Source organism: Gluconacetobacter entanii, from assembly GCF_013155425.1.
Taxonomy (GTDB): Bacteria; Pseudomonadota; Alphaproteobacteria; order Acetobacterales; family Acetobacteraceae; genus Novacetimonas; species Novacetimonas entanii.
The window spans coordinates 49,610-65,884 of the sequence record NZ_JABJWD010000011.1 but is presented as its reverse complement, the minus strand read 5'-3'; the positions used below and the strand labels follow the sequence as shown (position 1 = coordinate 65,884).

13 protein-coding genes and 1 tRNA gene are annotated in these 16,275 nt (G+C 66.6%); 12 read left to right on the top strand and 2 right to left on the bottom strand.

The features are described from left to right. Positions 1–49: 49 nt before the first annotated feature. Positions 50–1,222: a 2-C-methyl-D-erythritol 2,4-cyclodiphosphate synthase gene (gene ispF / locus HNH97_RS03195; protein ID WP_314752408.1), complete on the bottom strand. Its 1,173-nt coding sequence runs from the start codon at positions 1,220–1,222 to the stop codon at positions 50–52. A gap of 235 nt (positions 1,223–1,457) precedes the next feature. On the opposite strand from ispF, the gene dusB reads away from it, so the two are divergent. From dusB to HNH97_RS03155, 8 genes are all read left to right on the top strand, one after another. Beyond that, complete coding sequence (gene dusB, locus HNH97_RS03190) at positions 1,458–2,528, top strand: tRNA dihydrouridine synthase DusB (protein ID WP_171789838.1); 1,071 nt, start codon at positions 1,458–1,460, stop codon at positions 2,526–2,528. Continuing rightward, on the top strand, positions 2,525–3,655 hold the full coding sequence (locus HNH97_RS03185; protein WP_171789837.1) for a two-component system sensor histidine kinase NtrB: 1,131 nt from the start codon (positions 2,525–2,527) through the stop codon (positions 3,653–3,655). The genes dusB and HNH97_RS03185 overlap by 4 nt, the downstream gene beginning before the upstream one ends. Before the next feature lie 90 nt (positions 3,656–3,745). Next, on the top strand, positions 3,746–5,197 hold the full coding sequence (gene ntrC / locus HNH97_RS03180) for a nitrogen regulation protein NR(I) (protein WP_171789836.1): 1,452 nt from the start codon (positions 3,746–3,748) through the stop codon (positions 5,195–5,197). Positions 5,198–5,200: 3 nt separating this feature from the next. Then, positions 5,201–7,471 carry a sensor histidine kinase NtrY-like gene (locus HNH97_RS03175; protein ID WP_171789835.1) on the top strand — a complete coding sequence of 757 codons (2,271 nt, stop codon included), beginning with the start codon at positions 5,201–5,203 and terminating at the stop codon, positions 7,469–7,471. Next, the gene (gene ntrX, locus HNH97_RS03170) at positions 7,461–8,852 is read left to right on the top strand and encodes a nitrogen assimilation response regulator NtrX (protein WP_110094501.1); all 1,392 of its coding nucleotides are present in this window, start codon (positions 7,461–7,463) and stop codon (positions 8,850–8,852) included. The genes HNH97_RS03175 and ntrX overlap by 11 nt, the downstream gene beginning before the upstream one ends. Before the next feature lie 129 nt (positions 8,853–8,981). After that, positions 8,982–9,266, top strand: a complete 285-nt coding sequence (gene hfq / locus HNH97_RS03165) for an RNA chaperone Hfq (protein ID WP_110912341.1) — start codon at positions 8,982–8,984, stop codon at positions 9,264–9,266. 20 nt (positions 9,267–9,286) lie between these two features. Continuing rightward, positions 9,287–10,573: a GTPase HflX gene (gene hflX / locus HNH97_RS03160; RefSeq protein WP_110912400.1), complete on the top strand. Its 1,287-nt coding sequence runs from the start codon at positions 9,287–9,289 to the stop codon at positions 10,571–10,573. A 212-nt stretch (positions 10,574–10,785) separates the two neighbouring features. Then, positions 10,786–11,631: an inositol monophosphatase family protein gene (locus tag HNH97_RS03155; protein WP_171789834.1), complete on the top strand. Its 846-nt coding sequence runs from the start codon at positions 10,786–10,788 to the stop codon at positions 11,629–11,631. A 95-nt stretch (positions 11,632–11,726) separates the two neighbouring features. On the opposite strand, the gene mazG is transcribed toward HNH97_RS03155, so the two are convergent. Further along, positions 11,727–12,548: a nucleoside triphosphate pyrophosphohydrolase gene (mazG, locus tag HNH97_RS03150; protein WP_171789833.1), complete on the bottom strand. Its 822-nt coding sequence runs from the start codon at positions 12,546–12,548 to the stop codon at positions 11,727–11,729. Positions 12,549–12,641: 93 nt separating this feature from the next. Here mazG and argC point away from each other — a divergent pair, with 93 nt between their 5' ends. The 4 genes from argC to HNH97_RS03130 all read left to right on the top strand — a co-directional run bounded on the left by argC (position 12,642) and on the right by HNH97_RS03130 (position 16,235). Further along, on the top strand, positions 12,642–13,586 hold the full coding sequence (argC, locus tag HNH97_RS03145; protein WP_171789832.1) for an N-acetyl-gamma-glutamyl-phosphate reductase: 945 nt from the start codon (positions 12,642–12,644) through the stop codon (positions 13,584–13,586). 76 nt (positions 13,587–13,662) lie between these two features. Beyond that, positions 13,663–13,746, top strand: a tRNA-Leu gene (locus HNH97_RS03140). A 61-nt stretch (positions 13,747–13,807) separates the two neighbouring features. Further along, positions 13,808–14,989, top strand: coding sequence for a phosphoserine transaminase (locus tag HNH97_RS03135; RefSeq protein ID WP_171789831.1), 1,182 nt, complete (start codon positions 13,808–13,810; stop codon positions 14,987–14,989). Positions 14,990–15,071: 82 nt separating this feature from the next. After that, a complete protein-coding gene (locus HNH97_RS03130; protein WP_171789830.1) occupies positions 15,072–16,235 on the top strand; it encodes an ATP phosphoribosyltransferase regulatory subunit in 1,164 nt (387 codons plus the stop codon). Positions 16,236–16,275 lie beyond the last annotated feature (40 nt).

The window sequence follows — 16,275 nt, the reverse complement described above, 5'->3', positions numbered from 1 at the left end:
TGTGGATTAAAGGCGGCATCCGAAGACTTCTATTGCTTTGTCAGCAGGTTCACGGCACTAGCACGCTGACGGCGGCGGTGCAGGCGATGCCTTCCTCGCGCCCGGTGAAGCCGAGGCGTTCGGACGTCGTCGCCTTGACCGAAATCCGGTCCACCCCGACCTGCAGCAGGTCGGCAAGGCGTTCGCGCATCGCCTGCGCATGCGGGCCGATCTTGGGCCGTTCGCAGATCAGCGTCAGGTCGGCATTGATCAGCATGCCGCCACGTGCGCGGATGCGTTCGCCCGCATGGACCAGGAAGCGCGCGCTGTCGGCGTCCTTCCATTCATTCTGGCTCGGCGGGAAATGGCGGCCGATATCGCCTTCGGCCAGCGCGCCATAGATCGCATCGCACAGCGCATGGATGCCGACATCCGCGTCCGAATGTCCCGCAAGGCCGCGCGTGTGCGGCACGGTGATGCCACACAGGATCAGCGGGCGCCCTTCGGCGAAGGCATGCACGTCATACCCAAGCCCCGTGCGCGGCAGCAGGGTCGGGCCGATCAGGCGTTCGAGGCGCACCAGATCCTCCTTGTAGGTGAGTTTGATATTGTCTTCGGATCCCGCGACCATGGCGACATGGTGGCCCGCGGTTTCCAGCAGTGCGGCATCATCGGTCGCATCCGACGCCGCCGCCCCGCGATGCAGGTCGCGCAGCAGGCCGAAGCGGAAGCCCTGCGGCGTCTGCGCGCGGTACAGGTCGGTGCGCGGCACGGTGTCGGTAATCACGCCGTCGCGCACGCGCTTGATCGTGTCGGCGACCGGCACGCCGGGAATGGCGCCGCCGTGGGCCGACAGCGCGTCGATGACCGCACGCGTGACCTCTGCCGGGACATAGGGGCGTGCGCCGTCATGGATCAGCACGAGGTCGGGCTTCTCCCCTTCGGGCAGGCGGTCGAGTGCTTCGAGTCCGGCGCGCACGCTGTCCTGCCGGGTTTCCCCGCCGGGGACGCACGGCGCGATGGTGCATCCGCTCGGGGCGCGCAGACCCGACAGCGCCTCGTCAAGCGACGCGCGCTCTCCCACGGGCTGGAGGATCTGGACATGCGGGATCAGGGCATCCGCGGCATGGCGGATGACGGGCCTGCCGCCGAGCGTCAGATACTGCTTGGCGACGGGGGACGCGGTCTGGGCGCTGAAACGGCGGCCCTGGCCTGCGGCAAGGAGGATGGCTGCAACACGCATGGTCGGCAGGAATGCGGCCATGTCGCGCCGACGTCAAGCATCATGGCGGCCAATTTCGTTCCCCCTGTGCATTATCATCAATTGCGTGACGGAAACGGAAAAGGTATTCTGCCTAAATCATAAGCATTGTGGTGTCTGGACGGCAGGGCGTGTCCCGGCCGGTGACGGCTGGCGTGGCGCCTGGCATGCAACATGGCGTGCGGGTGGGCAGGCCGCCGGGGAAAGCGGATTTTTGATGTCATCTGAACTGTTGTCGCCGATTGATCTGGGAAACGGCATTGTCATTGACGTGCCGGTGATCCTTGCCCCCATGTCCGGCGTGACCGACCTGCCGTTCCGGCGCCTGGCGCGGCGGCTGGGCGCGGGACTGGTCGTGTCGGAAATGATCGCGTCATGGGCGATGGTGCGCGAAAACAGCAACACCCTGCGCATGGCGGAGGTCGCGGGCGATGGCCTCAACGCCGTGCAGCTGGCCGGGTGCGATCCCGACGCGATGGCGCAGGCCGCGCGGATCGCGGTGGACCGTGGCGCGAACCTGATCGACATCAATTTCGGCTGCCCGGTCAAGAAGGTGGCCGTGGGGCAGCAGGCAGGTTCCGCCCTGATGCGTGACGAGGCACTGGCCGCGCGCCTGCTGGCCACCGTCGTGCGTGCGGTGGACGTGCCCGTCACGCTCAAGATGCGCATGGGCTGGGACCATGACAGCCTCAATGCGCCAACCCTTGCGCGCATCGCGCAGGAGGCGGGGATCCGCATGGTGACCGTCCATGGCCGCACCCGCCAGCAGTTCTATAACGGCACGGCGGACTGGCGCTTCGTGCGCCGGGTGAAGGAGGCGATCGACCTGCCGGTGATCGTCAATGGCGACATCCTGACGGTGGGTGACGCGCGCGAGGCACTGGCGCAGTCGGGCGCGGACGGGGTGATGATCGGGCGTGGCTGCTATGGCCGGCCGTGGTTCCCCGCGCAGGTGGGGGCGGCGCTGACGCGCGGTGTGATCGTGGATGAACCCGACCTGCCGACGGAAAAGGACATCGTCCTCGAACACTACAACATGATGGTGGAGCATTTCGGCGCGCATCCCGGCCTGCGCCTGGCGCGCAAGCATGTGTCATGGTACTCCGCCGGCCTGCCGGATTCGGCGGGGTTCCGTGCCGCGATCAACCGCGTGGACACGGTGGAGACCGCGCTGGCGATGATCGGGGAGTTCTATGACCGCCAGATCGCGGCCGGGCATGCGCGCGGGCCGCGCCCGTCAACCACCAGCACGGACTCCGGCGCCGGGCCGAGCGCACGCGCGGCATGACGGGGCAGGCTCCCGTCCCCCTCTGTACGCCCGCGACCATTACCGGGCCGGGCCGCATCGTCCTCGACGCCCTGCCGCTGCCGGTCATGGTGGTGGGACGCGACATGGCGATCCATTACGTCAATGCCAGTGCCGAACCCTTCCTTGGCATGTCGCGCACCCATCTGGTGCAGATGCGCCTGACGGACATCATCCCCGCCGACCATCCTGTCTTCCTGCTGATCGAGCAGGTGCGCGACCATGGCCAGACCGTGGTGGAGCATGAAGTCACACTCGAGGGGCCGCGCCTTCACCGCGAGGGCGTGACCGTCCACGGCGCGCCGATGATGGAGGAGGCGGGTTCGGTTGTCCTCACGTTCCATGATTCGTCGGCCGCGCGCGTGCTGGACCGGCAACTGACCTTCCGTTCCGCCGCCCGCAGCGTGGCGGGCATGGCCGCGATCCTGGCGCATGAGGTCAAGAACCCGCTGTCGGGCATCCGGGGTGCGGCGCAGTTGCTGGAAAGTTCGGTGGGGGAGGCGGACCGTGAACTCGCGGTCCTGATCCAGGACGAGGTCAACCGCATCCGCGACCTCGTGGACCGGATGGACATGTTCAGCGACAAGCCGATCGAGCGCCGTCCCGTCAACATCCACCGTGTCCTTGAACATGTCCGCCGCCTTGCGCAGCAGGGATTTGCCGCTGACATCCGTTTCGAGGAGGTCTATGACCCCTCGCTCCCGCCGGTATGGGGCAACCGCGACCAACTGGTGCAGGTGCTGCTCAACCTTGTAAAGAACGCGGCCGAAGCCCTGCATGGCCCCGACGCGACGCCTGACGCGCAGATCACGCTGAGCACAAGCTACCGCCCCGGCATCTGGGTCTCCACCGTGGGGGGCAAGCGCCGGGTGCAGCTGCCGCTGCTGGTGTCGGTGCGTGACAACGGGCCGGGCATTCCCGAAAACATCCGACCCCACCTGTTCGAACCCTTCCTGACCACCAAGGCGAGTGGCAGCGGGCTTGGACTGGCGCTCGCGGGTAAGATCGTGGGCGATCATGGCGGCGTCATCGAGGTCGAAAGCCGCCCGGGCCAGACCGATGTCCTGCTGCACCTGCCGGTGGTGGCCGAAGACCGCGACATGCCGTAAGGGGCCGTCTCACCCGTCGTCCCCTGATCCGTTACGAACATCCGCCCATGCTCCCGGGCCTGCAAGAAGCTGAAAGACTGTAAAGCCGTCATGTCGCTGCCGACCATCCTTGTTGCCGATGACGACCGTTCCATCCGCACCGTGCTCAGTCAGGCGCTTGGCCGCGCCGGGTACCAAGTGCGCGCCACGGCGCATGCCTCCACCCTGTGGCAGTGGGTGGAGGAAGGGGAGGGCGACCTGGTCATTACCGATGTCGTGATGCCGGACCTCAACGGGCTGGACCTGATCCCGCGCATCCGCCGGGTGCGTCCCGACCTGCGTGTCGTGGTCATGAGCGCGCAGTCCACGCTGACGACGGCGGTGCAGGCGACGCAGCGCGGGGCGTTCGAATACCTGCCCAAGCCGTTCGACCTGAAGGAGGTGCTGGCGGTGGTGGCGCGTGCGCTGGCGACGCCCGCGACCGTCGTGCCGGCCCCTGCGGTGGCACAGCCCGAGGAGCAGATGCCCCTGATCGGGCGTTCGGTCGTGATGCAGGACATCTACCGCATCATCGCGCGGCTGACGACGTCGGACCTGACGGTGATGATTTCGGGGGAAAGCGGCACGGGCAAGGAACTGGTCGCGCGCGCCCTGCATGAATATGGCCGCCGCCGCACGGGGCCGTTCGTTGCGATCAACATGGCCGCCGTCCCGCGCGACATGATCGAAAGCGAGCTGTTCGGCCATGAACGCGGCGCGTTCGCGGGGGCGACCTGCCGTGTCGCCGGCCGGTTCGAGCAGGCGGCGGGCGGGACGCTGTTCCTTGACGAGATCGGGGACATGCCGCCCGAGGCGCAGACGCGGCTTTTGCGCGTGCTGCAGGATGGGGAGTTCACGACCGTGGGCGGCGTGCAGCCGGTGCAGGCGAACGTGCGCATCATCGCCGCCACCCATCGCGACCTGCGCCAGGCGATCCGCGCCGGCACGTTCCGCGAGGACCTCTACTACCGCCTCAATGTCGTGCCGATGCGCCTGCCGCCGCTGCGCGAACGGGTGGAGGACATTCCCCTGCTGGCGCGGCATTTCCTCAATGCCTGCCATGAGGACGGCACGCCCGCCAAGATACTGGAGGACGCGGCGATCGCGCCGCTGCAGGCCTATCGCTGGCCGGGGAACGTGCGTGAGCTTGAAAACCTGATGCGCAGGCTCAACGCGCTATATCCGCAGGAAACGCTGGGCGCGGACCTGATCGAACATGAACTGGCGGAGGCGCAGGCCATGTCCACCCCGGCGGCGGAAGGGGCCGTGCGCGATAACGAAACGCTGTCGGACGCGGTGGGACGGCATATCCGCCATTTCCTGGAAACGGGGCAGGACGGGATGCCGCTGCACGACATTTACGACAAGGTGATCGCGGAGGTCGAACGCCCGCTCATCAGCATGACGCTGTCGGCCACGCGCGGCAACCAGATCAAGGCGGCGGCGATGCTGGGCCTGAACCGCAACACGCTGCGCAAGAAGATACGCGACCTCGACATTCCAGTCGTGCGCGGTGGTGGCTGATCCATGTCGGGAACGGGTGGCGACCTCGATGGCGCGCATGGGCTGGTACGGCGCGGGCTGGACCTGCTGGTGCAGCGCAATGTCTCGCTCCTGCTGGTGCTGCTGGCGCTGTGCCTCGGGGTGGCGACGTTCGTCGTGCTGTCGGGGGGGATGTCGCTTGCGCGCCATCCGCAGATCGAGGCGCTGATCTTCATCCTCAATTTCCTCGTGCTGCTGCTGCTGGCAACCGCGCTTACGGAACAGGTGGGGCGGATGCTGGCCGAACGGCGCAGCGGGCTGGCGGGGGCACGGCTGCATGTGCGGCTGATGACGCTGTTTGGCATCGTCGCGGTGGCGCCGACCATCGTCGTGGGCGTGTTCGCGGCCATCTTCTTCCACTATGGCATCCAGATCTGGTTCAGCGACCGCGTCAACACCGCCCTGAACGAAGCGCTGGAGGCATCGCGCGGGTACCTGCAGGAACATAACGCCAATATCCGCACGGAGGCGTTCTCGCTCGCCAATTACCTCGTCAGCGCGCAGAGCGGGCTGCTCGGCAACGGGACCGACCTGATGCGCGATCCCGACGCGCTGGGGCAGATCCTGGATTCGCAGGCGACGCTGCGCGGGCTGAACATGGCGGTCATCTATGACCCGATCACCAATACCGTCGTCGCCTCCGGCGGGCTGATGGGACATTCGGGATACCGCCAGGACCTGCCGCCGCCGGCCGCGACGCTGATGGCGCGGACCAACGATATCGCCATCCTCGATTCCCCGGATGAAAAGACGGTGCGCGCGGTCATCTCCCTTGGTGATACGCCGCCGCTGATGCTGATGATCTCCCGCCCGGTGGATCCCGACATCCTTGGCCACATGCGCAAGACCGAAAGCGTGGTCAGCGATTACCAGCGCCTCAACCGCAACCGCGCGAAGATCCAGTTCACCTTCGTGCTGATCTTCGCGCTCGTCGCGATCCTCGTGCTGGGGGCGGCGATCCTGATCGGACTGGTGCTGGCGACGCAGATCGTGCGCCCGCTCAGCCTGCTGATCCTTGCCTCCGAACGGGTCAGTCGCGGCGACCTCGCCTCCCGCGTGCCAGAGGGCGATGGCGATGACGAGGTCTCCAGCCTGTCGCGTGCGTTCAACCGCATGACCGACCAGCTTTCGACCCAGCGCACCGAACTGATGAACGCCTCCACCCAGATCAACGAGCGCCGCCGCTTTACCGAAGCCGTGCTGTCGGGCGTGTCGGCGGGGGTGATCGGCCTCGATTCCCATCAGGTCATCGAACTGCCCAACCGCGCGGCCAGCGTGCTTCTGCACCGTGACCTCAATGACGCGGTGGGTATGCGGCTGGTGGATGTGGTGCCGGAATTCGCGCCCATGCTGGAACAGGTGGCGCGCGGGGTGAACCGTGAACTGACGGACGAGGTGCATGTGGTCGCGGGCACGCGTTCATGCACGCTGCTGGTGCGTATCGGCGCGGAAATGCAGAGCAGCGTGACCGGCGACGTGGCTGATGGCTATGTCGTGACGTTCGATGACATCACGGCGCTGCAGGTGGCGCAGCGCAAGGCCGCGTGGGCGGACGTGGCGCGCCGCATCGCGCACGAGATCAAGAATCCCCTGACCCCGATCCAGCTTGCGGCGGAGCGGCTGAAGCGGCGGTTCCTGCGTGAAATCGCCTCCGACCCGGACACATTTTCGCAATGTGTGGACACGATCGTGCGCCATGTGGGCGATATCGGACGCATGGTCGATGAATTTTCCGCGTTCGCGCGGATGCCGCAGCCAGTGATGCGTGACGAGGATTTTTCGCGGATCGTGCGTGAAACCCTGATCCTGCAACGCAGCGCGCATCCTGAAATCCGGTATGTGGTCAACCTGCCGGATCGCGGGCCGATGGTCGAATGCGACCGTCGCCTGATCGGGCAGGCGCTGACAAACCTCCTGCAGAATTCCGCCGACGCCATTGCCATGCGCCCCAAAGAAGGGGATGCTGCGCACGATGGCGATGGCATTGCCGGGACGATCCGCCTTGACCTGTCCTGCGGGCATGGCGTCGTGCGCCTGTCGGTTGCGGATGACGGGATCGGGTTGCCGGTGGAAGACCGCACCCGCCTGACGGAGCCCTATGTGACGCACAAGCCCAAGGGCACGGGTCTGGGTCTTGCAATCGTCAAGAAGATTCTGGAAGACCATGGGGGCAGTGTAGGTCTAGAAGATTGTCCCGAAGGTAGGGGAGCTGTTTCGACGTTGATTTTGCCGATAAAGGACGACCATGGGACATGAAATCCTGATCGTCGATGACGAGCCTGACATAAGGCTGCTTATCGAGGGAATCCTGAGCGACGAGGGATACGAGACACGGCTGGCAGGCGATGCCGATTCCGCCATCAGCGCCTTTCGCGAACGCCGCCCGTCGCTTGTCATCCTCGATGTGTGGCTGCAGGGATCACGCCTTGACGGGCTGGGGATCCTCAATGTCTTCCACAAGGAAGAACCCTCCGTGCCGGTTGTCATGATCTCGGGTCATGGCACGATCGAGACCGCTGTCGCGGCGCTCCAGCACGGGGCGTATGACTTTATCGAAAAGCCTTTCCAGTCGGACCGCCTGCTTGTCGTGGTGCGTCGCGCGCTGGAGGCGTCGCGCCTTGCGCGCGAAAATGCGGAACTGCGCCTGCGCGCGGGGTCCGAGGCGATGCTCGACGGGCGCAGTGCGGCGATCGTCGCGGTGCGCAACCAGATCGACCGCGTGGCGCCCACCGGATCGCGGGTGCTGATTTCCGGGGCCGCGGGCGCGGGCAAGGAAGTGGCCGCGCGCATGATCCATGCCAGTTCGCGCCGTGCGGAGGGGCCGTTCATCGTCCTGAACTGCGCCACCCTTGCGCCGGGCCGGTTCGAGGAGGAATTGTTCGGCATCGAAGGAACCGAAGATGGCGCGGGGCGTCGTACCGGCGTGCTGGAGCGGGCCCATGGCGGGACGCTGGTGCTCGACGAGGTCTCGGACATGCCGCTGGAGACACAGGGCAAGATCGTGCGCGCGCTGCAGGACCAGACGTTCGAGCGTCTGGGCGGTTCACGCCGGGTAAAGGTGGACGTGCGCGTCCTGGCGACGACGAATCGCGACCTGCAGGCCGAGATTTCCGCCGGCCGCTTCCGCGAGGACCTGTACTACCGCCTTGCCGTCGTGCCGTTGCGTGTGCCGGGCCTGCGCGAACGGCGCGAGGACATTCCCGACCTTGCGCGCCTGTTCCTGCGCCGGGCGGCGGAAAATGCGGGCCTGCCGCTGCGCGAACTGTCGGGCGATGCGATCGCGGCGCTGCAGAATTACGAATGGCCGGGCAATGTGCGCGAACTGCGCAACCTGATGGAACGCCTGCTGATCATGATGCCGGGCAACGGCACCGACCCGATCCGTGCGGACATGCTGCCGTCGGGGGTGGGCGATGGTGCGCCCGCGCTGCTGAAATTCGATTCCGACGAGGATGTGATGGGCCTGCCCCTGCGGGAGGCGCGCGACCTGTTCGAAACCCAGTACCTGCAGGCGCAACTGTTGCGCTTTGGCGGGAACATCAGCCGTACGGCCGGTTTCGTGGGCATGGAACGCAGCGCCCTGCACCGCAAGCTCAAGCAGCTTGGCGTCACATCGGAAGACCGCAACCCTGCCTGAGATTTTGCCCCATGATCGCAGGCCTGCTAAACAATGAACCGTGATACGGACGGTGGCAACGCCGTAGCACGGACATGGGTGCGCCCATGTTGTGTGAACCGCCCAACAGCAACAAAGTAAGGCCCAGCCGTGGCAAAAGACCCTTCGCAGAATGTTCAGGATGTCTTCCTGAACCACGTCCGTCGATCCAAGACCCCTGTTACGATTTTCCTTGTGAATGGCGTAAAGCTGCAGGGAATCATTACATGGTTCGACAATTTTTCCGTCCTGCTGCGCCGTGATGGGCATACGCAGCTGGTGTACAAGCACGCGATCAGCACCGTGATGCCCGCAAGCCCCGTCACCCTGTTCGAACCCCCCGCCGCCGAGGGCGAGGACGCCGCCCCCATGGCCGGTAGCGGCGAATTCCTGTGACATCGACGCCCGGACCGGTCATGACGCGCGCTGCCGTCATCCTGCCATGGGAACGTCCCGACCGGCAGGATGAAAGCCGCGCCGCCGAAGCCCGGCTGGAAGAGGCCGTGGGGCTTGCCGCCTCCATCGGGCTGGTCATCATCTGCAAGGCGGTGCTGCTGCTGCGCGCGCGTCGTCCGGCCACCCTGCTGGGCAGCGGGCAGGTCGAGTCGCTGCATGCGACCGTGCGTGCGGACAATATTACCGTCGTCATCATCGATTCCCGCCTGACCCCGGTGCAGCAGCGCAACCTTGAACGCGCGCTTGGCTGCAAGGTCATCGACCGTACGGCGCTGATCCTCGACATCTTCGGCGAACGCGCCGCGACGAAGGAAGGCTCGCTTCAGGTCGAACTCGCGCACCTTGAATACCAGCGCAGCCGCCTTGTGCGGACATGGACCCATCTGGAACGCCAGCGCGGTGGCTTCGGCTTCCTCGGCGGCCCGGGCGAAACCCAGATCGAGGCCGACCGCCGCATGATCGGCGACCGTATCGTGCGCCTCAAGCGGGAGCTTGAGCAGGTGCGCCGCACGCGCGGCCTGCACCGCCAGGCGCGCAAGCGCGTGCCGTTTCCCGTCGTCGCCCTTGTCGGTTACACCAATGCGGGCAAGTCCACGCTGTTCAATGCCCTGACCGGGGCCAGCGTCTATGCGCAGGACCAGTTGTTCGCGACACTGGACCCCACGATGCGCGGCATCCGCCTGCCGTCGGGGCGCCAGATCATCCTGTCGGATACGGTGGGATTCATCAGCGACCTGCCCACCGAACTGATCGCCGCCTTCCGCGCGACGCTGGAGGAAGTGGCGGAGGCCGACATCATCCTGCATGTCCGTGACGCCTCCCACCCGGAGACGGCGGCGCAGCGCGCCGATGTGATCGAGGTGCTCGAAGGCATGGCCCATAGTGGCACGATCGAACCCGACTGGCAGTCGCGGGTGATCGAGGTGCTGAACAAGGCCGACCTGATGGGCGGGCGCGAGGCGGTGGGCGCGCGTCCCGGCGCGATCGTCATTTCCGCGATCACCGGCGATGGCCTGCCCGACCTGCTCGCCGCCATTGACGAACGCCTGACGCATGCGATGGAACTGGTGCATTACCGCGTGCCGCCTGCCGACGGCGCGGCGATGGCATGGCTGTATGAACATGGCGAGGTGATCGAGCGTACGGACCATGAGGATGCGGTGGACATGCGTGTGCGCCTGTCGCCCGCCAATCGCGCGCGGTTCGAGATGCAGCACGCCGATGGCGTCACCTGTCTGGATAGCTGAGGGATTGCGTTAAGATAATAAAAGTTTTTGGTGAAGCTTTTTTCCAAAAAGCTTCAGGGAACGCTGCCTTTTTGAAAAAAGGTGGCCTCCAGAAAACTTCTGGTTTTTGAAATGCTCCCCATTGTGATGACCGTTGTGTGACCGGCATGGGGGTGGCGTTCGGGGCGTGACGGGGCCAAGACTGTCCTGCGCAGGACAGGGAGGAGCGGGCAATGGCGGACCGGATTGGCATCGGGGATATGGAAACGATCCTTGGCCTGATGCGTGATGCTGCGCGCGGCGAGATCATGTCACGTTTCCGGCGGCTGGATCATGCCGATATCCGCACCAAGACATCCGCGCTGGATGTCGTGACGGCGGCGGACGAGGCTGCGGAACGCGCCATCACCCGTGCCCTGCGTGACCTGTATCCCGACGCGCTGGTGGTGGGGGAGGAAGCGGTTGCCGCCAACCCCGCGCTGCTGTCCGGACTGGGGACGGCGGCGCTGGCCTTTGTGATCGACCCGATCGACGGGACTGCAAATTATGCCGCCGGTGTGCCGCTGTTTGGCGTCATGGTGTCCGCCGTGGCACATGGCGAGGTGGTGGGCGGTGTCATCCTCGACCCGGTCTGCGATGTCGCGGCGGTGGCGGCGCGGGGGCAGGGGGCATGGCTGCAGGACCCGGATGGTGGACGGCGGCCGATGCGCGTGGCGTCGCCCGCACCACCACAGCAGATGTCGGGCAATGCGTCGTGGCGCTACCTTGCGCCGGACCTGCGTGACACCGTGACACATAACCTGCCGCGGGTGATGGGATCGTGGGATTTCCGCTGTGCCGCGCATGAATACCTGATGCTGGTCGATGGGAAATGCCATTTCCTGCTGTTCAACCGCACCCTGCCGTGGGACCACCTGGCGGGATGGCTGATCCATCAGGAGGCCGGGGGATACGCCGCGCATTTCGATGGCACCCCCTATCGTGTGACGGACCGCGAGGGGGGCCTGCTTTACGCCCCGGACCGTGCAGGCTGGCAGGCGCTGCGTGACCTGCTGTTCAGTGCGCCGGGTGGCAGGTAAACGAATAAGAGTTTTTGGGTGCCGCCTTTTGATCGAAAAAGGCGGCGTCTTTCGAAGCTTTTTGGAAAAAGCTTCACCAAAAACCTTTGATTTGTTCAGATCTCCCCGCGTTCGCGCCGTTTCACCACCTGCCAGCCTTCTTCCATCACGCCGACATCGACATCGCGCAGGGCCAGCCCGCGATCCGCGAGGTCATGCTCCATTTCCGTGAAACGGCGGGTGAACTTGGCGTTGGCGTGGCGCAGGCAGGCTTCGGGATCAAGGTCGAGCTTGCGCGCGAGTGTGGCGAGCGTGAACAGCACGTCGCCAAGTTCGTCCTGCATCCGCGCCCTGTCGCCACTGTCGAGTTCGGCCTTCAGTTCGGCCACTTCCTCGTCCACCTTGTCCATGACATCGGCCGCGTTGTCCCAGTCGAAGCCGACGCGCGCCGCACGCGCCGACAGCTTGCGCGCGCGCAGCAGGGCGGGCAGGCCGACCGGCACGTCATCGAGCGTGCCGCGACGGTCGCGCGCGGCGCGTTCGCGTTCCTTGCCGTCCTCCCACTGCCCCTGCGCCAGTGTCGCATCGCCAAAGACATGGGGGTGGCGGCGCACCATCTTGTCCCCGATCAGGCGCGCGACGGTGGCGAAGTCGAACATCCCGGCCTCCGCCGCCATCTGCGCGTGATAGACCACCTGCAAAAGCAGGTCGCCCAGTTCATCGGGCAGGCTGTCCCAGTCCTGCCGCGCGATGGTGTCGGCGACCTCGTACGCTTCCTCGATCGCATAGGGGGCGATGGTGGCGAAATCCTGTTCCCGGTCCCACGGGCATCCCGCCACCGGGTCGCGCAGGCGCGCCATGATGTCGAGCAGCCTGCCAAGTGCGAGCCGTGCCTCCGGCGTGTCGGGCGTGGCCGTAGTGGTGGGGGTGTCGGGCATCGTGCGCTCCTGTTGTGGTTGCGGCGGCGGGTGATGATTGTATAGTCCGCCAGTCCACGCAATGTCGGACGGATCTTGCCGGGAAACAGGGATATGAACACGCACGCACGGCCATCGGTATTCATTGACGGGGAAGCAGGCACGACCGGCCTGGGGATCCGCACGCGCCTTGAGGGGCTGCCGGTGGATGTGCGCTCCATTGACGCCGCGCGACGCAAGGACCCTGACGCCCGGCGCGAACTGATGTCGGCGGTGGACCTCGTGGTGCTGTGCCTGCCCGACGCGGCCGCGCGCGATGCGGTGGCGATGGTCGATGAACTTGCGGCACGGGGGCAGCACGCGCCGCGCGTCCTCGACGCCAGCACGGCGTTCCGCACGGCGCCCGGCTGGGTCTATGGCTTCCCCGAAATGCGCGCGGAGCAGGCGCAGGCCATCCGCACGGCGTCGCGCGTCGCCAATCCGGGCTGTTACCCCACGGGCATCATCGGCCTCCTCCACCCGCTGGTCGCGGCGGGGCTGGTGCCGGCGGATTACCCCATTACCGTCAATGCCGTCAGCGGCTATAGCGGCGGGGGGCGGACCATGATCGAGGCGCATGAGCGCGATGGCGGCCCGGCGTTCGAACTGTATGGACTGGCGTTGCAGCACAAGCACCTGCCGGAGGCTCAGCTCTATTCCGGCCTGTCGCGCGTGCCGGTGTTCGTCCCGTCGGTCGGGCATTTCCCGCAGGGGATGATCGTGTCCATCCCGCTGCACCTCGACCTGCTGGACCATGGCGTGCGGGGCGCGGACCTGCATGCGGCGCTGGCGGCGCATTACCGTGGGTCGGACCGCATCAGCGTGCCGGAGGCGTGTAACAGCCTGTGCGCCGATACGCTGGCGGGGACGGACCGGATGGAACTGCGCGTGCATGTGAACGAGGCGCATCGCCAGGCGGTGCTGACCGCGCGCCTGGACAACCTTGGCAAGGGGGCGTCGGGGGCCGCGATCCAGAATATCGCCCTGATGCTGGGGCTGGAGGGCACGCCCGGGATATGATATGTGCGCCCGCGCGGCCTGCGCGGTGTGCGATGAATTGCCACCGGCCCTGTTTTACTGTTAAGCAGGCCAGCATGCGAGAGTGACGGAACGGTAGACGTAGTCGACTCAAAATCGACCGCCGCAAGGCATGGGGGTTCGAATCCCCCCTCTCGTACCAGTTGGCGCATCATATCGTGTCGTGATGCGCCGTCCCTTTTGCCCGCGTTGCGAACAGGACGATGTTTTCCTTGCCCGAAATCCAGATCGAAAAGCCGTCGGCACGGCCCCTCAACCCGTGCTTTTCCTCCGGCCCCTGCGCCAAGCGGCCGGGATGGTCCGTGGCGGCGCTGTCCTCGGCGCTGGTGGGGCGTTCGCATCGTTCAAAAGAGGGGCGCGCACGCTTGGACGAGGTCATCACCCGTTCGCGCGACATCCTTGGCATGCCGGCCGACTGGCGGCTGGGCATCGTGCCTGCGTCCGATACGGGTGCGGTGGAGATGGTGCTGTGGTCGCTGCTGGGCCCGCGCCCGGTCGATGTCCTGGCGTTCGAAAGCTTTTCGGCCACATGGGCCAATGACATCATCGCGCAGCTCCAGCTTCCCGATGCCCGCGTCCTGAAGGCGGGGTATGGCGAGGTGCCCGACCTTGCGGACGTGGACTGGTCGCGCGATGTGGTCCTGACATGGAACGGCACGACGTCGGGCGCGCGCTTTGCCGATGGCGACGCCATCCCCCCCGGGCGCGAGGGACTGGTGATCTGTGACGCGACATCGGCCGCGTTCGCGATGGACCTGCCGTGGGACAGGCTCGATGTCGTGACATGGTCGTGGCAGAAGGTGCTGGGCGGGGAGGCCGCGCACGGCATGCTCGCCCTGTCGCCACGCGCGGTCGAACGCCTGACCTCGCAGCTCGCGCCGCGCCCGCTGCCCAAGATTTTCCGCCTGACGAACAAGAACGGCCTGATCGAAGGTATCTTCCACGGCGATACGATCAATACGCCCTCCATGCTGTGTGTGGAGGATGCGCTCGATGGACTGCGCTGGGCGGAGCAGGTCGGTGGCCTTAAGGGACTGATCGCGCGCAGTCGCGCCAACCTCGCCGTGATCGAGGAATGGGAGGCACGCAGCGACTGGGCCTCCTTCCTTGCCGCGTCGCCGCGCCATCGCTCCAGCACGGCCATCTGCCTGCGTATCGTCGCGCCGTGGTTCACCGCGCTGGACCATGAGACGCAGACGAAGGCCGCGCGGGAGATCGTGGCGCTGCTGGCGGCCGAAGGTGTGGCGATGGATGTCGGCAGCTACCGCGATGCGCCGCCGGGCCTGCGCCTGTGGGGTGGGGCGACGGTGGAGTCCTCGGACCTTGCGGCGGTCGTGCCGTGGCTCGACTGGGCGCATGCGCAGGTCCGCGCGACCTATATCTGATCCCTTTTCCGCCCCGTGTGCGTGGTGCATGGCACCACGTCCTGCCGCCTGATGCGCGCACGCCAAGACATAGGCCCGAACCATGACGGATGACCCGCCCCTCAATCCCGCGCTGCTGCCTGCCGGTTTCGTCGATGTGCTGCCCCCCGCGGCAGAGGCGGAGGCCAGCGGACTTGAAACCCTGATGCGGGTGTTCGCCACCCATGGATATGACCGGGTTTCGCCGCCGCTGCTGGAGTTCGAGGAGACGCTGCTGACGGGGTCGGGGGCGGCTGTCGCGGAACAGACCTTCCGCCTGATGGATCCCGACACGCGCCGGATGATGGCGCTGCGTCCCGACATGACGCCACAGATCGCGCGGATCGCGGCCACCCGCCTTGCGAATGAACCCCGGCCGCTGCGCCTGTCCTATGCCGGGGCGTGCGTGATGATGGGCGGGCCTGCGCGCGATACCGACCGGCAGATCCTGCAGGCGGGCATCGAACTGATCGGTCCCGACACGCCCGTCGCGGATGCGGAAATCGTGGCGCTGGGCGCCGAGGCATTGCAGGTGCTGGGCGTGCCGCATGTTTCCTTCGACCTGACGATGCCGCCGCTGACGACCGCGCTGCTGGCTGCGGAGCCACTGACCCCGGTGGCCCGTTCCGCCCTGCTGCGCGCGCTGGACCGCAAGGACGCGGCCGCCGTAGCACGCCATGGTGGGGCGCTGGCCCCGGTGCTGACGGAACTGCTGCATGCGGCGGGGTCGGCGCATCGTGCGCTTGATGTCCTGTCGCGGGTCAGCCTGCCTGATGCCGCGCGCGTGCACAGCGACCGTCTGGCGGCCACGGTTGCGGCCATTGAAAAGCGGGTGCCGGGTATCCGCCTGACGGTCGATCCGGTCGAATTCCGCGGGTGGCAGTACCATACCGGCGTGTGCGTCAGCGTTTACGCGCTGGGCCGGCAGGAGGAACTTGGCCGGGGTGGGCGTTATCGTTCCAATGACGATGAACCCGCCTGCGGGCTGACGCTGCGTCCGGACGTGATCCTGCGTGTGGCGCCCCCGCGTGCGCGGCGCATGCGGGTGTTCGTGCCGTGGGGGATGGACCCGCGTGTGGGGCAGGCGCTGCGGGCGCAGGGATATGCGACGGTCGCGGCCCTGGGCGAGATTGCCGACCCGGCGGCGGAGGCGCACCGCCTCGGCTGCGCCTTCGTCGCGGTTGGCGGAAAGCTGGAGCCGGTGCAGGGCGCGGGTCAGGCGGACTGAGTTTTTTCTTTCATCATCATGGATTTCCTTCCGGTCGCGC

Excerpts from the sequence above, each read along its gene's own strand:
- ispF (WP_314752408.1), bottom strand. The coding sequence starts at position 1,222 with ATGCGTGTTGCAGCCATCCTCCTTGCCGCAGGCCAGGGCCGCCGTTTC.
- dusB (WP_171789838.1), top strand. The coding sequence starts at position 1,458 with ATGTCATCTGAACTGTTGTCGCCGATTGATCTGGGAAACGGCATTGTC.
- HNH97_RS03185 (WP_171789837.1), top strand. The coding sequence starts at position 2,525 with ATGACGGGGCAGGCTCCCGTCCCCCTCTGTACGCCCGCGACCATTACC.
- ntrC (WP_171789836.1), top strand. The coding sequence starts at position 3,746 with ATGTCGCTGCCGACCATCCTTGTTGCCGATGACGACCGTTCCATCCGC.
- HNH97_RS03175 (WP_171789835.1), top strand. The coding sequence starts at position 5,201 with ATGTCGGGAACGGGTGGCGACCTCGATGGCGCGCATGGGCTGGTACGG.
- ntrX (WP_110094501.1), top strand. The coding sequence starts at position 7,461 with ATGGGACATGAAATCCTGATCGTCGATGACGAGCCTGACATAAGGCTG.
- hflX (WP_110912400.1), top strand. The coding sequence starts at position 9,287 with ATGACGCGCGCTGCCGTCATCCTGCCATGGGAACGTCCCGACCGGCAG.
- HNH97_RS03155 (WP_171789834.1), top strand. The coding sequence starts at position 10,786 with ATGGCGGACCGGATTGGCATCGGGGATATGGAAACGATCCTTGGCCTG.
- mazG (WP_171789833.1), bottom strand. The coding sequence starts at position 12,548 with ATGCCCGACACCCCCACCACTACGGCCACGCCCGACACGCCGGAGGCA.
- argC (WP_171789832.1), top strand. The coding sequence starts at position 12,642 with ATGAACACGCACGCACGGCCATCGGTATTCATTGACGGGGAAGCAGGC.
- HNH97_RS03135 (WP_171789831.1), top strand. The coding sequence starts at position 13,808 with ATGTTTTCCTTGCCCGAAATCCAGATCGAAAAGCCGTCGGCACGGCCC.
- HNH97_RS03130 (WP_171789830.1), top strand. The coding sequence starts at position 15,072 with ATGACGGATGACCCGCCCCTCAATCCCGCGCTGCTGCCTGCCGGTTTC.